We start from the raw sequence: 17974 nt of genomic DNA, 5'->3' as shown, positions 1-17974 counted from the left end.
AGTCCTCCTTTTTAAGTGACATATAGTGCACAATTTTGTAAAAATAAATACATGATTGTGTCAAAAATATATTTAAAATTAAATTCATTAATAAATTATATAATATAATTATATAAAAGTACATAAAAAAAATATGGATTTAATATATAAGCAATGGAATTTATAGTAGAGATAATATAATAAATTGATGTTATATGTAGAGTTTTAAGATAAAAATGAAGTAATTTGTAATAACTTAGGTATAAATAAAAATATATCTAAGTTATTACAAATTTGTACTTATTGAGAAATTTATATATTTTTAATAAGCTTACTAAATTAAAAATAAATAGACTTAATAAATAAGAAATTTACATAAAACTGTATTAATTAAGATTATAATTTTTCGTGAAATGTGAAAAATTTCTACTAATATACATATTTGTTTTTAAAATTTTATTTTTTTATGATAAGATATAAAATTAAATATAAACATTATAAAAGACACTATTATAAGTGTATTAACAAATAAACCAGTAGATTTAAACGAGGCGAAAATTATTAATACTGTTATAGCTACGCTAATTAAAAACCTTATTATATTCATTATAAAGAATACCTCCATGGATTTAATGATTAAAATTCTATAAATATTTTTTCATATAATATTGGATTTATTTTATTAAACAAATTTAGAGCTTTTTATATAAATTATTTACTAGTTAGATAATTTATATACTATTTATAGATAAATTTTGTTGTTTTTTAGGGTGTAAAAATATTCCTCAATGTTTTATAGGGATTTTCATTGCAAATGTTGTATCGGTACATTTTCAAAAAAAACAATAAAATAATATAATAAAATCAAATAAGATATATTGCTTTAAGGAGGTATTGAGTGACTTGTATGAAAAAAATGTTGGTAATAGTACAAATATATTAAGTATTGCTCAAATAGCTGTAATGTCTGCTATAATATGTGTAGCTACTTTTACAATAAAGATTCCTACTTATACTGGATATGTTCATATAGGTGATAGCATGGTTTTGTTATCTGTTGTATTATTAGGAAGAAAAAAATCAATTGTTGCGTCAGCAATAGGAATGGGTTTAACTGATATATTATCAGGATATATAGCATGGGCTCCATTTACAATAATAATAAAAGCAATAATGGCATATATTGCAGGAAAGATAATATATAGAAAAAATATAAATGAAAATAGAATTAGAGTTAAATTAATAGGATTTATATTAGCAGGAATATGGATGGTTATAGGATATTATTTTGCAGGAATAATTATTAGTAAATTTATTTTATTTGAAAATGTTACTTTAAATCAAGCATTTTTAATATCTTTAAAAGAAATTCCTTCTAATATGGTGCAAGCTATAGTAGGTATAGCTATTGCAATTCCTGTAAGTGAACTTTTAAAAAAATCTAAATTGATAAAGGCCTAAAAAATAAAAGTGTTTATTATGTTTTTAGTAGTAAAAGCGTAGTAAACACTTTTGTTATATTATAAATTTTATTTTTACAATTTAATTGAAATAATGTATTATATAAGTAAAATATGATTATATAAATTATAAATGATTAATATAAAGGAGACATCTTAATATGAAAAAGAAACACATAATAGTAACACTAGGTATAGTAGCATGTATAGCAATAGGTGTCGGTGGAAAATATTATTTAAAAAAAACAGATATGCAATCTAAAGCGATAGGAAGAGAAGAGATTAAATCTAGTTTAAAAGAAGAATTTAATCTTAAAAAAGGATTAGAAAACTTAACTATAACTTTAAATGTAAATAATAGTAAATCTCAACAGGGTTTAGAGGTTGCAATAAAGAACCCTAAGGGTCATATAGTTGATACATTTGAAGTTAACAAAAGTAATAAAAAAAATTATAAGAAAAAATTTGCTGCTAATGAAGGTAAATGGACAGTTGATTTTATAGGAGAAAAAGAAAAGGTTAATTATAATTATAACTTAGATTGGTATGGGGACAATAAGTAAAACTAGAATTAATTATAGAGTGTAGTAAAAAATTATAAATGCACAATTAATATTTAATAATATTTAGAGTACTATAGTAAAAAGCTATAGTATTTTTATTTAGAAATATATAATTTTTTTATTTAAAATAAATTTTTCCTGTATATATTTTTTTGAGAATTATTAATATTAATGCTTAAATTATAATTATTTTTTATATATTTAATAGTAAGGAATATATATGGGATTATTTATACTAAATATAAATAATATATTTAATAATTAATTTAGCTTAATTGATATATAATTAATATAAGGCACATTCAAATAAATAACTAGTTATATACTAGTTATTTATTTTCATAGGCCTAAAGTCTAATTATTATTAGGAGTATAATTATGAATCAAAAAAAATTAGAAAACTTAATAAAAAAAAATGAAGGACCCAAATTAGATTTTAAGCAGATTATAGAATTAGATATGGAAAGCAGTAAAAAAGAACTTGCTAAAGATGTGTGCGCAATTGGAAACTCTAAGGGCGGCAGAGGATATATAATTATAGGAATAGAAGATAAGACTAAAAAAATATTAGGATTAAATAATATAAATTTTACAGAAGAACAAATACAACAAATAATAACTTCAAGAATAGATCCACCAATACCTGTATCTTTAGAGATTTTAAAATATAAACAGAAAAAATTAGCAATTATAAATATATATAATGGAGATCAAAAACCTTACCAGGTTAGAGAAAGAGGAGCTTTTTATATAAGAAGGGGTTCTACTACAGATACTATGAGAAAGCAAGAAATAATATCTTCTCTTCAAGATAACTTTAGCTTAAATGTTGAGTTATGTCCTATAATAAGAAGTAATAAAAGAAATATAAGTAAAGAAATTGTAGACAAATATTTTGAATCTATGGGCGTTTCAATAAATGAAGAAAATAGAATGTTTTTAATGGAAAATGCATCTATTATTCATCACGATAGAGAAAGTAATAAATATAATGCATCTTTAGGAGGACTACTTATATTTTGTAAAAATAATAATATTTTTTTACCTCACAATATTATAAAAATAATAAATAACGTAAATAAAGAATTTCCTAAAGTTATTATAGTAAAAGGTGATTTACTATCTATGGTTTATAAAGTTAAAAGTATACTTTCAAAGATATTTCCATATATATATCCTACAGAAGCAATTTATGAAGCAGTTAATAATGCTGTTATACACAGAGATTATACTATGTTTTATAAAGAAATAGAGGTAATAATAAATTTTAATAATGTAATTGTTGTAAGTCCAGGATGTTTATTAAAAGGTAGCAATGTTAGATCTTTAAATACAGTAAGAAGGAATATGTGGATTTATGAAAAACTAATGGCTCTAGACAAAAATAATATATTTACCAATTCAGGTAATGGTTTTAAGAAAATGAGAAAAAAATTTAAAAGAAAAGGGAAAGTAGTCTTTATAAATTCATTGAAAGAAAATTGTTTTAAGGTAATTTTTCCTGGAATTAATAAATTTAAGGAGTAGTTAATAATATTTACAATATTTAGAATATTATTGAAAAGGTGATTTGAATAGGGTATAATTTAATTAAGGACTTCACCTAAATATTATTGAAGGGGTGGTAAAAATGATACAGGTATTTTGCGACCAGAGAGGTTCAGGAAAAACTAAAGAATTAATAAGAATGGCTAATGATAACTGCAAAAGGAATAAGGGTAATATTGTCTATATTGATGATGACAATAGGGTTATGTTTGAATTAGATAACAAGATTAGATTTATTAATGCGACTGATTTTAAAATTGATAATTATGATAGTTTTTATGGTTTTTTGTGTGGTATTTTATCAGAAGATTATGATATTGAAGAGATCTATATAGATGGACTTTCTAATATTATAAAGCAAAATCTTCAAAATGCTGCACATTTATTTTATTGGTTTGAAATGATTAGTGAAAAGCATGATGTAGATTTTTATATTAATATAAATCGTGATACTGAAGTTCCAGAATTTATACTGAAGTACGTAGCTTAATTTTAATAGGAAAACAATTGAAATTTTATATAAATAATTTAGCTGGCTTGTTTATAAGTCAGCTTTTTATGGTACTATATATAATATATGCCTGATTTAGATTGCTATTTATTGATTAATAATAGTTTTAAATATATACTAAAAAAGGTACAAAAACATTTTAGGAGGTATAATCATTGAGCAATAATGTTTATGATATTTTAAAAGAACGTGGATATATAAAACAAATGACCCATGAAGAAGAAATAAAAGAACTTTTAGGAAAAGAAAAAATAACTTTTTATATAGGATTTGACCCAACAGCAGATAGCTTACATGTTGGTCACTTTATTGCTATGATGTTTATGGCGCATATGCAAAAAGCAGGACATAGACCTATAGCTTTAGTAGGAGGGGGAACAGCTATGGTTGGGGACCCTTCTGGAAAAACAGATATGAGAAAAATGATGTCCAAAGAAACTATTGCACATAATGTTTCATGTATAAAAAAACAATTATCAAGATTAATAGACTTTAGCGATGACAAAGCATTACTTGTAAATAATGCAGATTGGCTTTTAAATCTTAATTACATAGATTTTTTAAGAGACATAGGAACACATTTTTCAGTTAATAGAATGCTTACAGCAGAATGCTTTAAACAAAGACTTGAAAAAGGACTTTCATTTTTAGAATTCAACTATATGCTTATGCAAGGATATGATTTTTATGAATTAAATCAAAAATATGATTGTGTAATGCAGCTTGGTGGAGATGACCAATGGTCTAATATGATAGCTGGAATGGAACTTGTAAGAAGAAAAGAAGGAAAACAAGCATATGCTATGACATGTAATTTACTTACAAATAGTGAAGGAAAGAAAATGGGTAAAACAGTTAATGGTGCCCTATGGCTTGATCCTGAAAAGACAACTCCTTATGAATTCTATCAATATTGGAGAAATGTAAATGATGCTGATGTTTATAAATGTCTTTCACTTTTAACTTTTATACCAATGGATGAAGTAAAAAGACTTTCATCATTAGAAGGATCTAAAATAAATGAAGCTAAATCAGTATTAGCTTATGAAGTAACAAAACTTATACATGGTGAAGAAGAAGCTAAAAAAGCTAAAGAAGCTACAGAAGCATTATTTGGAAATAAACAAAATTTAAATAATGTACCTACTATATCTATAACAAGTGATAAAATAGATACACTTTTAGTAGAAGTTTTAGTAGAAGAGGGAATATTACCATCTAAAAGTGAAGCTAGAAGATTAATAAAACAAGGTGGACTTTCAGTAAATGATGAAAAAGTTAATGATATAAATATAAAAATTACAAAAGAATGTTTTACTGATGGAAGTATGATGGTAAGAAGAGGAAAGAAAAAATTTAATAGAATAGTATTAGAAGATTAGTTATAAATTTAAATAAGGATATAAGTAGCAATATTTATATCCTTATTTTTATAAACACAGGTTTTAACATATTTACTATTTGGTTTTTTATAAAAGACTATTAATTAAAGCTATTAATTAGATTTATTTTTCTAATTAATAGCTTTAACTACTTAAAAATTAAGTTAGTATAAATTTTTATTTATAACTTAAGATTAAATATCTTTTTTCCACATTATTATGGCATCTTCTTTGTTGTCAGCATAGTATCCTTTTCTAATTCCACTATCTTTAAATCCATATTTATGGTATAAGTTTATAGCTACATTATTAGATGCTCTAACTTCTAGTGTCATACTAGTTATATTAAAGTTTTTACATATTTTTATTAATTCATCTAGTAGCATTTTAGATATGCCTATTCCTCTATATTCAGGATGAACTGCTATATTAATTAGATGGCCTTCATCAACTATAAGCCAAAGGGCAGCATATCCTAAAATTTGTCCATTTTTTGTAGCTACTATATATTTAGCAGACTTATTTTGAAGTTCTTTTTTATAATAATCTAAACTTGCTGGTAAAGAAAAGCTTAGTTTATCTATTGCCATTATTCCATCTATATGATCATTTGAAAAAGAAACTATGGATATATTTTCTTTAGTCATTTTTAAGTTTCTCCATTTTCTTTTCATATTCTCTTTCTGCTTGACATTTCCTTATGTAAAGAGGAGAGAAGGTATATATATCATCTTCTATTCCTTCTTTTAATAGAGAAAGTCCAAGTTCTCCTAAAGAAGATGATTTACTTAAATTAAGATGGTTAGGAGCGAATTTTACATTAGATATTTTATCTGAAAGTTCTTCTTTAAATTTATAAACTCCATCACCTATAAATGTTACAGGTTCGTTTTTAGATTTTAATAAAGTTATCAAATCTTCTACAGATATTACAGTGTAGTCAGTTAATTTTTTTAGTTTAGTTCCTTCGAATTTATATAAAGCAGTATAAACATTTCCTCTTAAAGCATCTAATATAGGGCAAATTATATTAGAAGTATAAGCCATATTATAAGCTAAAGAATCTAAAGAAGATACTGAAACAAAAGGTTTAGATGTTCCTTGTGCTAGTCCTTTTATAGTAGCCGCACCAATTCTTAAACCTGTAAAAGATCCAGGGCCTTTAGATACAACAAAGCCATCTATGGAAGAAATAGAAGATTTCATACTTTTAAGTAAAGTGTCTATTTGAGTCATAAGTATTGTTGAATGTTGTTTTTTATAATTAAATGTAATTTCTCCATATACTTTATTTTCATCTAATATAGAACAAGTAGCTGATTCTGTAGATGAATCTAAACTTAATATCTTCATAGCTTTATCTCCTTTATGTATTTATATTTATCATTTTCCAATGGATATTTAATTTCTATTTTTCTATAGTTGTCTCCTTTTTTAGGTAGTTTATTTATTATTATGTCTATATGATCTTTAGGGATTAGTTCTTTTATGTAGTTTGACCATTCAATAATACTAACACCATCTCCGAAGATGTATTCATCAAAACCAATAGCTTCTATTTCATCAGGATCATTTACTCTATATACATCAAAATGATATAGTTTTAAATTTCCATTGTATTCATTGACTATGTTGAAAGTAGGGCTAGTAATATTATCTTTTATGTTAAGACCTTTTGCTATACCTTTAGTAAGGTGAGTTTTACCGGCACCTAAGTCACCATTTAGACAGATTATGTCTCCACTATAGCAATGAGCACCAATTATTTCACCAAGTTTTAAGGTATCATTTATGTTTTCAACAATAAATTCCATTATATTCACCTCTTGATACTTATAACACAAATATAATCAAAAGGCAACTAAAGGGTTGCCTTTACTTACTTACAATTTGTAATAAATTTTTAAGATTTATTTAAATAATTATTAAAGCATAAACTAATTTATTTTATTATAATTTATATAAGGTATATTTTAGATCTTTAACAGATTTACTACATATTAATCCTTCTAAAACCATTTTATCTAATATAGAGAAGGCTTCTTCGTTTTTTAACCCTTTTCTGTAAGGTCTATCTTCTGTTAAAGCTTGGTATATATCACATACTGCTAGTATTCTAGATTCTCTTGATAAATCCTTACCAGTTAATTTTAAAGGATATCCGCTACCATTGAGTTTTTCATGGTGGTTAGAAGCCCAATTACCTATATCTTTTAAATTAGCAATTTTTTTTAATATTACTCCAGTGTAGTAGGCATGAGATTTGATTATTGAAAATTCTGAATCGTTTAGGGGACCATCTTTATCTAATATGCTAGTAGGCACAGCTAATTTTCCTGTATCATGAAGTAGTCCAGCTATTTTCATTTTAGTGCAAGTTTTTTCATCATAGTTTAAAATTTTACATAAGCTATAACTTAATTTAGAGATTTCTATTGAATGATTTGCAGTAAACTTACTTTTACTATCAATTATATTTGAAAAAATATAAGCTATATTAGTAAGACTATTTAAATCAAGTTTATAGTTTCCTACAGGACTTATATCAGCTAATATATAAGACATATAGGTTGTATTTTCAATATTTAGCCAAAAACTATCTTTTGAGGAAGCTTTTAAAAATCCTTTTATTAATTTTGGAGAGAATATTTTATCCTTTTTTTCTAGTATCCATTTAGTTATAAATTCTTTTTGTATATAATAAGGAATATTTTCTTTATAGAGTAGTTCTATTATATCAGCCATCCTTATTATTTGGCTTTCTAAGGGGATGGCAGAATTTTTAATATTTAAAGCACCAGATCCATCCCAGTTTTCGTGGTGATATAATATTATTTTTCCTATATTTTTAAATATAGGAAATGATTTAACTATTTTAGCACCAGTTTCACAGTGACCTTTTATAAATAGTTCATTAGAGCAAGTGTTAGATAAAAAATTAGCAGCACCAATATCATGAAGAAGTGAAGAAACATAAATATATTCTAATCTAGAGCCCTCTATATTCATAGCTTTAGCTAAGGAATAAGCTATATAGCTTGTCCTTTCAGAATGATGGAGGAAAAAATGGCTAGAATAATTTATATTAGTTATATTTTCTATTATATTATTATCTTTATTTATAGAACTCATTTCAGATAAATCTAGAGCAGCTGATATTGATCTTAATATATTATCCATATAAATATCCATTAACTAAGACTCCTTAACAAATTTGTTATATAATAGTTGTATGCATTATATATTATATGTTTATGATGCTAATAAGTATAATAATTCTTTGGAATTTTTAAATTTGCAATATAAAATTTGATTTTGTAAAATATAATTTATATGTGTTATTAATTATTTATGTTTTATATAAAATAGAGGTGAACTTATGAAAAAAATTATTTCATTTTTTTTTGTAATTTTAATAAGTATAAATATTACAGGCTGTAGCAAAAATACTGCTGCAGAATATGGTAGTGAAGAAGGTTTAGCATTAAAAGAAGAAAAATATTTAGACATAATGACAACAGACAAAAATTTATATAATATAGTAAAAAGAATAGTTGGAGATAAACATTATGTAGATTACATGTTTAGTAACAGAAAAGAAACTATAGATTTTAAGTTTTCAAAAGATAGCTTGAATAATATTTCTAAAAAAGATTTATTTCTATATGTAGGAGTTGATTTTGAACCTTGGATAGATAGTTTTTTAAATGGGTTAAACAAAAATAAAGTTGCAGTTGTAAATTCTTCTAGAGGGGTTAGAACAATAGCTTATGATAGAAAAGTAAAATATAATGATAAAGTTTTAAAAAATAACCCTTATTATTTTTTGAATTTAAACAATTACAAAATTGTTTTATCTAATATAAAGAATTCTATACAAGATAAGGATCCAGGAAATAGAGGGTTTTATGAAAAGAATTTTTCTGAGATATTAAAAGATGTTAGTGAATATGATGATAAGTTTAAAAAAATAGGCAGTGATTTAAAAAAATATAATTTTATTATAGATGAAGATAATTTGGATTATTTTTTAGATTATTTAGGTTTAAATGTAACAAAAATTATTAGAGATGACAAAGGTAAAATAACTAATTCTACTGATATAAATAATTTGTTAAACTCTTCTAATAAAAAAACAGTATTTTTATATAGTGAAGATAAACAATACAAAGATAATAAAAAACTTATAGAGGATAATAAGTTAAAAAGTTCTAAGCTTAAAGTATATAATAGTAATATTACCTATAAAGATATAATGAAATATAACTTAGATATTTTGAATAATATTATAAAAAAATAAAGACAAAATAAGATTTATTAGATGCAAAATTACTATATAATAATAAAAATTTGGATAAATTGTGGAATTATAAGCATAAAAGTATTGCAATTTTAAAGAGAGTGTTGTATAATAAATCGTGTCTTAGGGGTATAGCTCAATTGGTAGAGTAGCGGTCTCCAAAACCGTTGGTTCCGGGTTCAAGTCCTCGTGCCCCTGCCAGAGGAAACCAGTAATCATATGATTACTGGTTTTTATTTTGCTTTTATTTAAAAGATTATAAATTTTTCTACTAATATAATCTATAGTTTAAATGATAAATTTATATCTGTATGATAAAATAATATTGTGTTTTAAATAGATAATTGTATATAAATTTATATGCTGTTTGGAAAAGAATTTTAACTTGGAGGGGTTGCAATGAAAAAATATGACATTGTTATAGTTGGAGGAGGTCCAGCAGGTCTTGCAGCAGCTATTTCAGCTAAACAGCAAGGAATAGAGAATATATTAATACTAGAAAGAGAAGAAGAACTAGGCGGAATAATAAATCAATGTATACATACAGGATTTGGTATTCATGTTTTTAAAGAAAATATAACTGGTCCAGAATATGCTCAAAGATTAATAGATAAAGTTTTGAGTATGAATATAGATATTAAATTAAATACTACGGTTTTAGAAGTTAATAATAATAAAGAAATAACATCTATAAATCCAAAAGAAGGTATATTTACTATATACACTAGATCAATAATATTAGCTACAGGTTCAAAGGAAAGACCAAGAGGAACTATAAATATACCAGGAAGTAGGTATGCAGGTATTTATACAGCAGGTACAGTACAAAAATTTATAAATTTTGAAGGGTATATGCCAGGTAAAAATGTTGTAGTTTTAGGAACAGGAGATATAGCTTTAATAATGGCTAGAAGAATGTGTATAGAAGGAGCAAAGGTAAAGGCGGTAGTAGAAACTAGACCTTATTGTTATGGAAAAGAAGAAAATGTTTTAGAGTGTATAGATGAATTTAAGATACCTTTAAAACTTAAACATACAGTTCTTAGTATAAAAGGTAAGGATAGAGTTGAAGGTGTAACGATTGCTAAAGTAGATGAAAATAAGAAGCCTTTAAAGGATACAGAAACATATATTCCTTGTGATAGCTTAATAATATCTGTAGGATTATGCTCAGAAAGTGATTTGATAAAAAAAACAAAAATAAATTTACATGAGGTTACTTTAGCACCAGAAGTTAATGAAAATTTAGAAACTCCAATTGAAGGAATATTTGCTTGTGGTAATATGATTCATATGTATAATACTGCAGATAAAGTTACTATAGAAGGAAGGGAGCTTGGAATAAGAGCTTCTCAGTATATAAAGAAAAAAATAAGTGCTTAAATATAATAAAAACTTATTCTAAAATTAATTTATAAAAATATCTTTAAAAGATTAGTTTAATTTTAGAATAAGTTTTATTTATTTTTTAAAATAGTTTTTTTAAACAATTTTTACAAAGGATTATAGTTTTATTATTAGCAGTGACAGCTTCAGAAGGTTTTAATAGTGTTCCACAAAATTCACATTTTAGTTTATTACATTCTTTAGCTTTACATTTATTGTTAGATAAATATTTAGAAGAAGATTTTTTATTAGGAGGAAGAGAATATTCTATAGGGGTATCTAAAACCTCTTTTTTTACTATATCGTATTTAACTTTATAAGAACTTTCTCCAAATAGTTCTAATTCAAATCTAGGATTTATTTTATCATAGTATTCTTCAACTACTATCCTTCTTATTTGAGCATCATTTATAATTAAGCCACTTTTTTCAATTCCATCAAATATACTTTTGGTTATATTACTGGTATCAGGATGCCTTTTGCTACTTTTATAATATACCTTTAATATAGCTATTAATGATTCAGATAAAACTACTTTAGGATTTTGAAGCCTAGCTTCATAAGCTATTTCTTCTTCATACACAGCATACCTATCATGATATTTTCCAGAATTATAAGGTAGTATAGCTCGTCCTTTAGAATTTGATAGTTTAAAATTTGATTTAGATATTGGAGAACCTTTAACTATAACTTTAGCGTAATTTTTTTGCATTTTGGTATTACTCCCTTAGTATTTTAATAATTTTCATATACAAATTGCTGTTTTTTATCTTTATATGTTTAATACTAATTATATCATATTAATTTTTTATGCTAATGGTTAATAATATAGTATATACAGTATTCTAAAACTTGATGGAGCCTTTAATTTTGTGTATTATAAGGTATGGAAAGTTTAAAATTTATTCACTAAAAGAAAGAGGTAGTTTTATGAATAAAGATATAAAAATACTATCAATAGAAAGTAGTTGTGATGAAACTTCAGCAGCGGTAGTAGTTAATGGTAGAAATGTTTTATCAAATATAATAGCATCACAAATAGATATACATAAAAAGTTTGGTGGAGTAGTTCCAGAAGTTGCGTCAAGAAAACATATAGAGGCTATAAGTGTAGTTGTAAAAGAAGCATTAGAAGAAGCTAATGTTAAATTAAATGATATAGATGCAGTAGGGGTAACCTATGGACCAGGGCTTGTTGGAGCATTATTAGTTGGACTTCAATATGCTAAAGGACTATCTTATGCCATAGATAAACCACTTATAGGAGTTAATCATATAGAAGGACATATAAGTGCTAATTTTATTCAATATAAAGATTTAAAACCTCCTTTTGTGTGTTTGGTAGTATCAGGAGGACATACTTTTATTGTTCATATGAAAGATTATGGAGAATTTGAAGTTATGGGAGAAACTAGAGACGATGCAGCAGGAGAAGCTTTTGATAAAGTTGCAAGAGCTATTGGACTTGGATATCCTGGTGGACCTAAAATAGATAAAATATCTAAAAAAGGTAATGAAGATGCTATAAAATTTCCAAGGGCTAATTTTCATGATGATTCTTTAGATTTTTCATTTAGTGGTGTTAAATCTTCAGTATTAAACTATTTAAATAAAAAGCAAATGAAAAATGAAGAAATAAATAAGGAAGATGTAGCTGCATCTTTTCAAAAAGCTGTAGTTGGAGTTTTAGTTGATAATGTTATAAAAGCTTGTAAAATTAAAGGAGTAGATAAAATAGCTGTTGCTGGAGGTGTAGCTTCTAATTCTTGTCTTAGAGAAACTCTAAAAAAAGAATGCAAAAAAATTGGAGTGGATGTTTTAATACCAGAACCAATTTTATGTACAGATAATGCAGCTATGATAGGTAGTGCAGCTTATTTTGAATATATTAATGGAAGAATAGTTAAAGAAGATATAAATGCTATACCAAATTTAAAATTAGGTGAAAGATAGATAGAGATAACCTGATTTTATAGTATGTTTTATAAAATTTGTTTAATAAAGAATTTAATACTTATTAATTTGGAATACTTATAAATGTTAACATTTATAAGTATTTTTTTTGATATATAATATTTTAACAAATTGAAAAAAATATCATTAAATTTTAAATGCTTTTAAAATAGAACCTAAAGAAGTGTAAATCGTTTACCATTTTTGTCGAACATGATAAAATATTCTCAAATCAAGTTGGAGGTGTTTTAGATGGGTAAAAGAATTGTAGCAGTTACAGCATGTGCTGCTGGAATAGCTCATACTTATATGGCTGCAGAATCTTTAGAAGTGGCAGCAAAAGAAGAAGGCTATGATATTAAAGTAGAAACTCAAGGTTCTATTGGAGCAGAAAATGTTTTAACAGAAGAAGACATAGAAAAGGCTGATGTTGTAATTATAGCAGCAGACATAAATATTGATTTAGTTAGATTTTCAGGTAAAAAGCTTTTAAAAGTAAGATCAGTAGAAGCAATACAAGATTCTAAAAAATTAATAGAAAAAGCTTTTAATGAAGCACAAATATTTGGTAAAAAAGGTACTAAAGTTGGAAACGTTACATTAGGAAAAACAAAAGAAAATAGTTTCTTTAAACACATAATGAGTGGTATTTCATACATGATACCAATGGTAATTGGAGCAGGGTTATTACTTGCTGTAGCAAATATATTTGCATTCCAAAAGGATGATTTAGGAAGAATTGTAAAATGGGGATTTGATACATCAACAGGTGTAGGAATACTTATGCAAAGATTATTTACAGTAGGTCAAGTTGGATTTAAATTAATGATTCCACTCTTTGCTGGATTTGTAGCTAACTCAATAGCAGATAAACCTGCAATAGCACCAGCTATGATAGGAGCTTATATAGCAAATGATGCAGAACTTTTAGGAGCAAAAACTGGAGGCGGATTTATAGCAGCGATTATTGTTGCATTTATAGTAGGATATCTTGTAAAAGCACTTAAAAAGATTAAATGGCCTAAAATTTTACAACCATTAGTTCCAATAATGATAATACCATTAATAAGTATATTCCTTATATCAATGATAGTATTTTATGTTATCGGTGGACCAATAAGCGGAATGATGAACTCATTATATAATTCATTAACTTACTTAAATAATACTTATACTTCAGCACCTATAATTATGGGAGCAATAATAGGAGCTATGATTGGATTCGATTTAGGCGGTCCTATAAATAAAACAGCACTTATATTTGGTACAGCAATTTTTACAGATACAGTAGCAAAATTTGGTATACAAAATGCTAACTTTGTTCCTCAAACAGCATCACAAGCAGCAATATCAGTAGCACCATTAGGAGTATGGCTTGCATCTATATTATTTAAAAATAAATTTACTAAAAATGAAAAAATATCAGCAAATGCAGCTTTTGGTATGGGAATTGTAGGAGTTACAGAAGGAGCAATACCTTTTGCAGCATCAGATCCTGTAAGAATGATAATTGCAAATGTAGCAGGTTCAGCAGTAGCTGGTGGATTAGTTGCAGCATTTGGAGTTAAATTCTATGGAGGTATAGGATCACCATTAGGAGCTATTATAGGATATATTGAACAACCAATACCAATAATTACATGGGTATTCTCAGTTATGGCAGGAGTACTTGTAACTGCATTAATCATAGGTTTTACAAAGAGAAAAGGAGTAGAATAATATGAATAATGAAGTTTTTAAGATTGAAAATATATTAATTGATGAAAATTCTAAAACACAAGAAGAAGCATTTAAAACTATTGCAAAATTAGCTTATACTCAAGGCTATGTTAAATCTGAAGAAGAGTATTTAAAGGGATTATGGGAAAGAGAAAAAGAAGTTACTACTGGATTTAAAGGTGGTATAGCTATTCCCCATAGCAAAAATAAAACAGTAATTACACCAGGAGTATTTTTGATAAAATTCACTAATCCTATAGAATGGAATTCCTTAGATGGAAGTGCAGTAAAAGTAGCATTTGGATTAGCTATTCCAGTTGAAGGAGCAGAGGAGCACTTAAAGATATTAAGTAAGATAGCTAGAAAACTTATAAATAAAGAATTTACAGAGAAATTACTTGATGAAATGAATACTGATGAATTATATAAAATTGTGTGTGAGATCGAACTATAGAAAAAAATATGCTTAGTTTATGGAGGGTAATGTGAAAAATATAGTACATGTAATACCACATACTCATTGGGATTATGAATGGTATTTTACAGTAAATGAATCTTTAATTCAATTAGTTTATCATATGGATGAAGTTTTAGATTCTTTGGAAAATAATATTATAGATAGTTACTTATTAGATGGGCAACTATCTATAATAGAAGATTATTTAAGAGTTTGTCCGGAAAATAAAGATAGAGTAGAAAAATTAATATCTAGTGGAAAACTTTTAGTAGGTCCTTGGTATACTCAAACAGATGAAATGATTATAAGAGGAGAGTCTGTTGTTAGAAATTTAAATTTAGGTATGGATATAGGTGAAAAACTAGGAGAAGTAATGAAAATCGGATATTTGCCAGATTCTTTTGGACAAGGAATAGATATGCCTAAAATTTATAATGGAATGGGAATATACAAATCTGTATTTTGGAGAGGTCTTAGTAAAGATAAATGCTCAGATAGAATATTTAATTGGTCAAGTGAAGATGGTAGTAAAGTTAAAGTAGTTAATATAAAAGATGGATATTTTTCCGGTGTTGAACTAGTTGAAGGAAGCACTATGGAAAATAAAGAATCTGCTTATGAATTTACTAAAATAATAGCTAAAGATAATAACTCAACACATGTTGCATTACCAGTTGGCGGAGATCAAAGATATGTTGATTTAAATTTAAAAGACAGAATACAAAAGGCTAATGAATTATTAGAAGATAAAGGCTATTTATTTAAAGAAAGTAATTACAATAAATACTTTAATGACCTTGAAAATGAAAATTGTGAATTAAAAGAAATAAAAGGAGAACTTCTTTGTAGTGAAGTTTCAAAAATTCATAGATCTATATATTCTTCAAGATACGACCATAAATTATTTAATGATAAGATTGAAAGAAGACTAATTTATGAAATAGAACCACTATTAGTAATGGCAGAACAATTTGGAATGAAATATAAAAAGAATTTAGTAGATGAAGTTTGGAAAATTATTATAAAAAATCATGCTCATGATAGTGCTGGTGGATGTAATAGTGATAAGACAAATAAAATAATATTAGACAGATTTGAGAAAGCTAATGAACTATCATATACAATAATTGATTATGTTACTAGAAAAATAAGTGAATCTATTAAAGGAATTGAAAAAAATGATGTAGTTCTGTTCAATACATTACCTTTTAGTAGAAATAAAGCAGTAGATATTAATATATCCACTAAATCTAAATATTTTAAAATTTTCTGTGATGGTAAAGAATTAGAATACCAAACAAATAGCGTTACAAAAGAATATTTAGGACAAATAAAAAGAACTAAAGAAGAATATGAAAAAGATAAATATTATTATGTTACTAATGTATCTTTTCAAACTAAAATGGATCCTTGTTCCTATAAATTAATAAAGGTTATAGAATCGGAAGATATAGAAACAAATAATAAAGCAAAAGAAGAAAGCTTTATAGAAAATGAAAAATATTTAATAACTTTAGAAAATGGGAAAATATCCATAAAAGATAAAGAAAGTGGAGAAATATATGAAGATTGTATAGCTATTGAAGATGGTGGAGATGAAGGGGATACTTATGATTATTCACCAGCTTACAATAATAAGATATATAATCTAAATTTTAAAGATAGTGTAGCCCTTTGTAATAAAGGAAAATATAAGAGTACATTAACAGTAGAGGGAAGCTATAAATTGCCTTATTCTTTAAAGGAAAGAGAAAAAGGTGAAGCTTTAACAAAACTAAAATATAAGTTGGATTTAGTTTTAAGAAAAGAATCAAAAACAATTGAATTTAATATGGAAGTTCTTAATAATGTTTTAGACCACAGAATGAGATTTATTTTTAATAGCAAAATTAAAAGCAAATATTCTTATTCAGATACACCTTTTGGATATATTAAAAGAGAAACTTTTGATGAAAATATTAATACATGGAAAGAAAAAGGATGGAAAGAAGAACCTACACCTATTTATCCTATGCTTTCTTGGGTAAACCTTCATAATGAAGATAAAAGTGTAACACTATATTCAAAAGGAATTAAGGAATATGAAATAGTTGGAGAAGATTATGACAAAATTGCTATAACATTATTTAGAAGTGTAGGGTATTTAGGAAGACCAGATTTAATAAGAAGACCTGGAGTGGCTTCAGGAAATCAGTTTAAATATATTGAAACTCCAGATAGTCAGTTACTAGGAAAGCTAAGTTTTAATTTTGGAATTGAAATAAGCAGTAATTTTGAAGAAGCTAATATTAATAAAAACTATCAAAAATACGCTACAGCTCTATCTTATTATCAAATTCAAGATTTAAATAAATTTACTAGTACTATAAAATATTTTGTTAGTAATTCTTTATCAAAAGATATATCCTTTGATGGATCAATTATAAGTTTAGATAAGTGCAAGGACATAGTATTTAGTTGTCTTAAAAAATCAAAAGACCACAAAGGATATATATTAAGAGTTTATAATTCAAAAGATTCTTATATAAAGGATTCAGGAGAAGTAATCCTAACTAAAAAATTAGACTCTTTAAAATTAGTTAATTTAAAAGAAGATACAATAAAAGATTTAGATACTAAAGAATTTATTTTAGGAGAATTTAAACCTAAAGAAATAAAAACATTTAAATTTAATTTTAAATAATTATTATTAAATTCTAGTTTTAACATATGCTAA

Annotated in this window: 15 protein-coding genes, 1 tRNA gene and 1 pseudogene; 12 read left to right on the top strand and 5 right to left on the bottom strand. The window is 25.5% G+C overall.

Features of this window, described 5'->3' with window-relative positions; genetic code table 11:
• Window positions 1-882: 882 nt before the first annotated feature.
• The 5 genes from ABDZ71_RS02185 (at window position 883) to tyrS (ending at window position 5443) form a co-directional block, all read left to right on the top strand.
• Complete coding sequence (locus ABDZ71_RS02185; RefSeq protein ID WP_343758408.1) at window positions 883-1440, top strand: ECF transporter S component; 558 nt, start codon at window positions 883-885, stop codon at window positions 1438-1440.
• Between the two features lie 160 nt (window positions 1441-1600).
• Complete coding sequence (locus ABDZ71_RS02180; protein ID WP_343758406.1) at window positions 1601-2002, top strand: hypothetical protein; 402 nt, start codon at window positions 1601-1603, stop codon at window positions 2000-2002.
• A 378-nt stretch (window positions 2003-2380) separates the two neighbouring features.
• Window positions 2381-3529, top strand: a complete 1149-nt coding sequence (locus ABDZ71_RS02175; RefSeq protein ID WP_343758404.1) for an AlbA family DNA-binding domain-containing protein — start codon at window positions 2381-2383, stop codon at window positions 3527-3529.
• A 103-nt stretch (window positions 3530-3632) separates the two neighbouring features.
• The gene (locus tag ABDZ71_RS02170; RefSeq protein ID WP_343758402.1) at window positions 3633-4040 is read left to right on the top strand and encodes a hypothetical protein; all 408 of its coding nucleotides are present in this window, start codon (window positions 3633-3635) and stop codon (window positions 4038-4040) included.
• A 176-nt stretch (window positions 4041-4216) separates the two neighbouring features.
• Window positions 4217-5443, top strand: coding sequence for a tyrosine--tRNA ligase (tyrS, locus tag ABDZ71_RS02165; protein ID WP_343758400.1), 1227 nt, complete (start codon window positions 4217-4219; stop codon window positions 5441-5443).
• 194 nt (window positions 5444-5637) lie between these two features.
• On the opposite strand, the gene rimI is transcribed toward tyrS, so the two are convergent.
• The 4 genes from rimI to ABDZ71_RS02145 all read right to left on the bottom strand — a co-directional run bounded on the left by rimI (window position 5638) and on the right by ABDZ71_RS02145 (window position 8635).
• The gene (rimI, locus tag ABDZ71_RS02160; RefSeq protein ID WP_343758799.1) at window positions 5638-6090 is read right to left on the bottom strand and encodes a ribosomal protein S18-alanine N-acetyltransferase; all 453 of its coding nucleotides are present in this window, start codon (window positions 6088-6090) and stop codon (window positions 5638-5640) included.
• On the bottom strand, window positions 6083-6796 hold the full coding sequence (tsaB, locus tag ABDZ71_RS02155; protein ID WP_343758398.1) for a tRNA (adenosine(37)-N6)-threonylcarbamoyltransferase complex dimerization subunit type 1 TsaB: 714 nt from the start codon (window positions 6794-6796) through the stop codon (window positions 6083-6085). The genes rimI and tsaB overlap by 8 nt, the downstream gene beginning before the upstream one ends.
• The gene (gene tsaE / locus ABDZ71_RS02150; RefSeq protein ID WP_343758396.1) at window positions 6793-7257 is read right to left on the bottom strand and encodes a tRNA (adenosine(37)-N6)-threonylcarbamoyltransferase complex ATPase subunit type 1 TsaE; all 465 of its coding nucleotides are present in this window, start codon (window positions 7255-7257) and stop codon (window positions 6793-6795) included. The genes tsaB and tsaE overlap by 4 nt, the downstream gene beginning before the upstream one ends.
• Window positions 7258-7393: 136 nt before the next feature.
• Window positions 7394-8635, bottom strand: coding sequence for an HD-GYP domain-containing protein (locus ABDZ71_RS02145; protein ID WP_343758393.1), 1242 nt, complete (start codon window positions 8633-8635; stop codon window positions 7394-7396).
• 187 nt (window positions 8636-8822) lie between these two features.
• Between ABDZ71_RS02145 and ABDZ71_RS02140 the strand changes: the two genes are divergently transcribed.
• From ABDZ71_RS02140 to ABDZ71_RS02130, 3 genes and pseudogenes are all read left to right on the top strand, one after another.
• Window positions 8823-9743, top strand: a complete 921-nt coding sequence (locus ABDZ71_RS02140) for a metal ABC transporter substrate-binding protein (RefSeq protein ID WP_343758391.1) — start codon at window positions 8823-8825, stop codon at window positions 9741-9743.
• Window positions 9744-9868: 125 nt separating this feature from the next.
• Window positions 9869-9944, top strand: a tRNA-Trp gene (locus ABDZ71_RS02135).
• Window positions 9945-10142: 198 nt separating this feature from the next.
• Window positions 10143-11114, top strand: a pseudogene (locus ABDZ71_RS02130) (NAD(P)/FAD-dependent oxidoreductase); the annotation flags it as partial.
• 97 nt (window positions 11115-11211) lie between these two features.
• On the opposite strand, the gene ABDZ71_RS02125 reads toward ABDZ71_RS02130, so the two are convergent.
• The gene (locus ABDZ71_RS02125; RefSeq protein ID WP_343758389.1) at window positions 11212-11841 is read right to left on the bottom strand and encodes a RusA family crossover junction endodeoxyribonuclease; all 630 of its coding nucleotides are present in this window, start codon (window positions 11839-11841) and stop codon (window positions 11212-11214) included.
• 218 nt (window positions 11842-12059) lie between these two features.
• On the opposite strand from ABDZ71_RS02125, the gene tsaD reads away from it, so the two are divergent.
• The 4 genes from tsaD (at window position 12060) to ABDZ71_RS02105 (ending at window position 17941) form a co-directional block, all read left to right on the top strand.
• A complete protein-coding gene (gene tsaD / locus ABDZ71_RS02120; RefSeq protein ID WP_343758387.1) occupies window positions 12060-13082 on the top strand; it encodes a tRNA (adenosine(37)-N6)-threonylcarbamoyltransferase complex transferase subunit TsaD in 1023 nt (340 codons plus the stop codon).
• Window positions 13083-13334: 252 nt separating this feature from the next.
• Window positions 13335-14801: a PTS fructose transporter subunit IIC gene (locus ABDZ71_RS02115; RefSeq protein ID WP_343758384.1), complete on the top strand. Its 1467-nt coding sequence runs from the start codon at window positions 13335-13337 to the stop codon at window positions 14799-14801.
• A gap of 1 nt (window position 14802) precedes the next feature.
• Window positions 14803-15255 carry a PTS sugar transporter subunit IIA gene (locus tag ABDZ71_RS02110; RefSeq protein ID WP_343758382.1) on the top strand — a complete coding sequence of 151 codons (453 nt, stop codon included), beginning with the start codon at window positions 14803-14805 and terminating at the stop codon, window positions 15253-15255.
• Between the two features lie 31 nt (window positions 15256-15286).
• Window positions 15287-17941, top strand: coding sequence for a glycoside hydrolase family 38 N-terminal domain-containing protein (locus ABDZ71_RS02105; RefSeq protein WP_343758380.1), 2655 nt, complete (start codon window positions 15287-15289; stop codon window positions 17939-17941).
• Window positions 17942-17974 lie beyond the last annotated feature (33 nt).

Origin of the sequence: Clostridium oceanicum, assembly GCF_039521385.1 — a bacterium.
Taxonomy (GTDB): Bacteria; Bacillota; Clostridia; order Clostridiales; family Clostridiaceae; genus Clostridium_F; species Clostridium_F oceanicum.
Note: the sequence above shows the minus strand (reverse complement) of the source record. Positions and strands in the feature narration are given on the sequence as shown.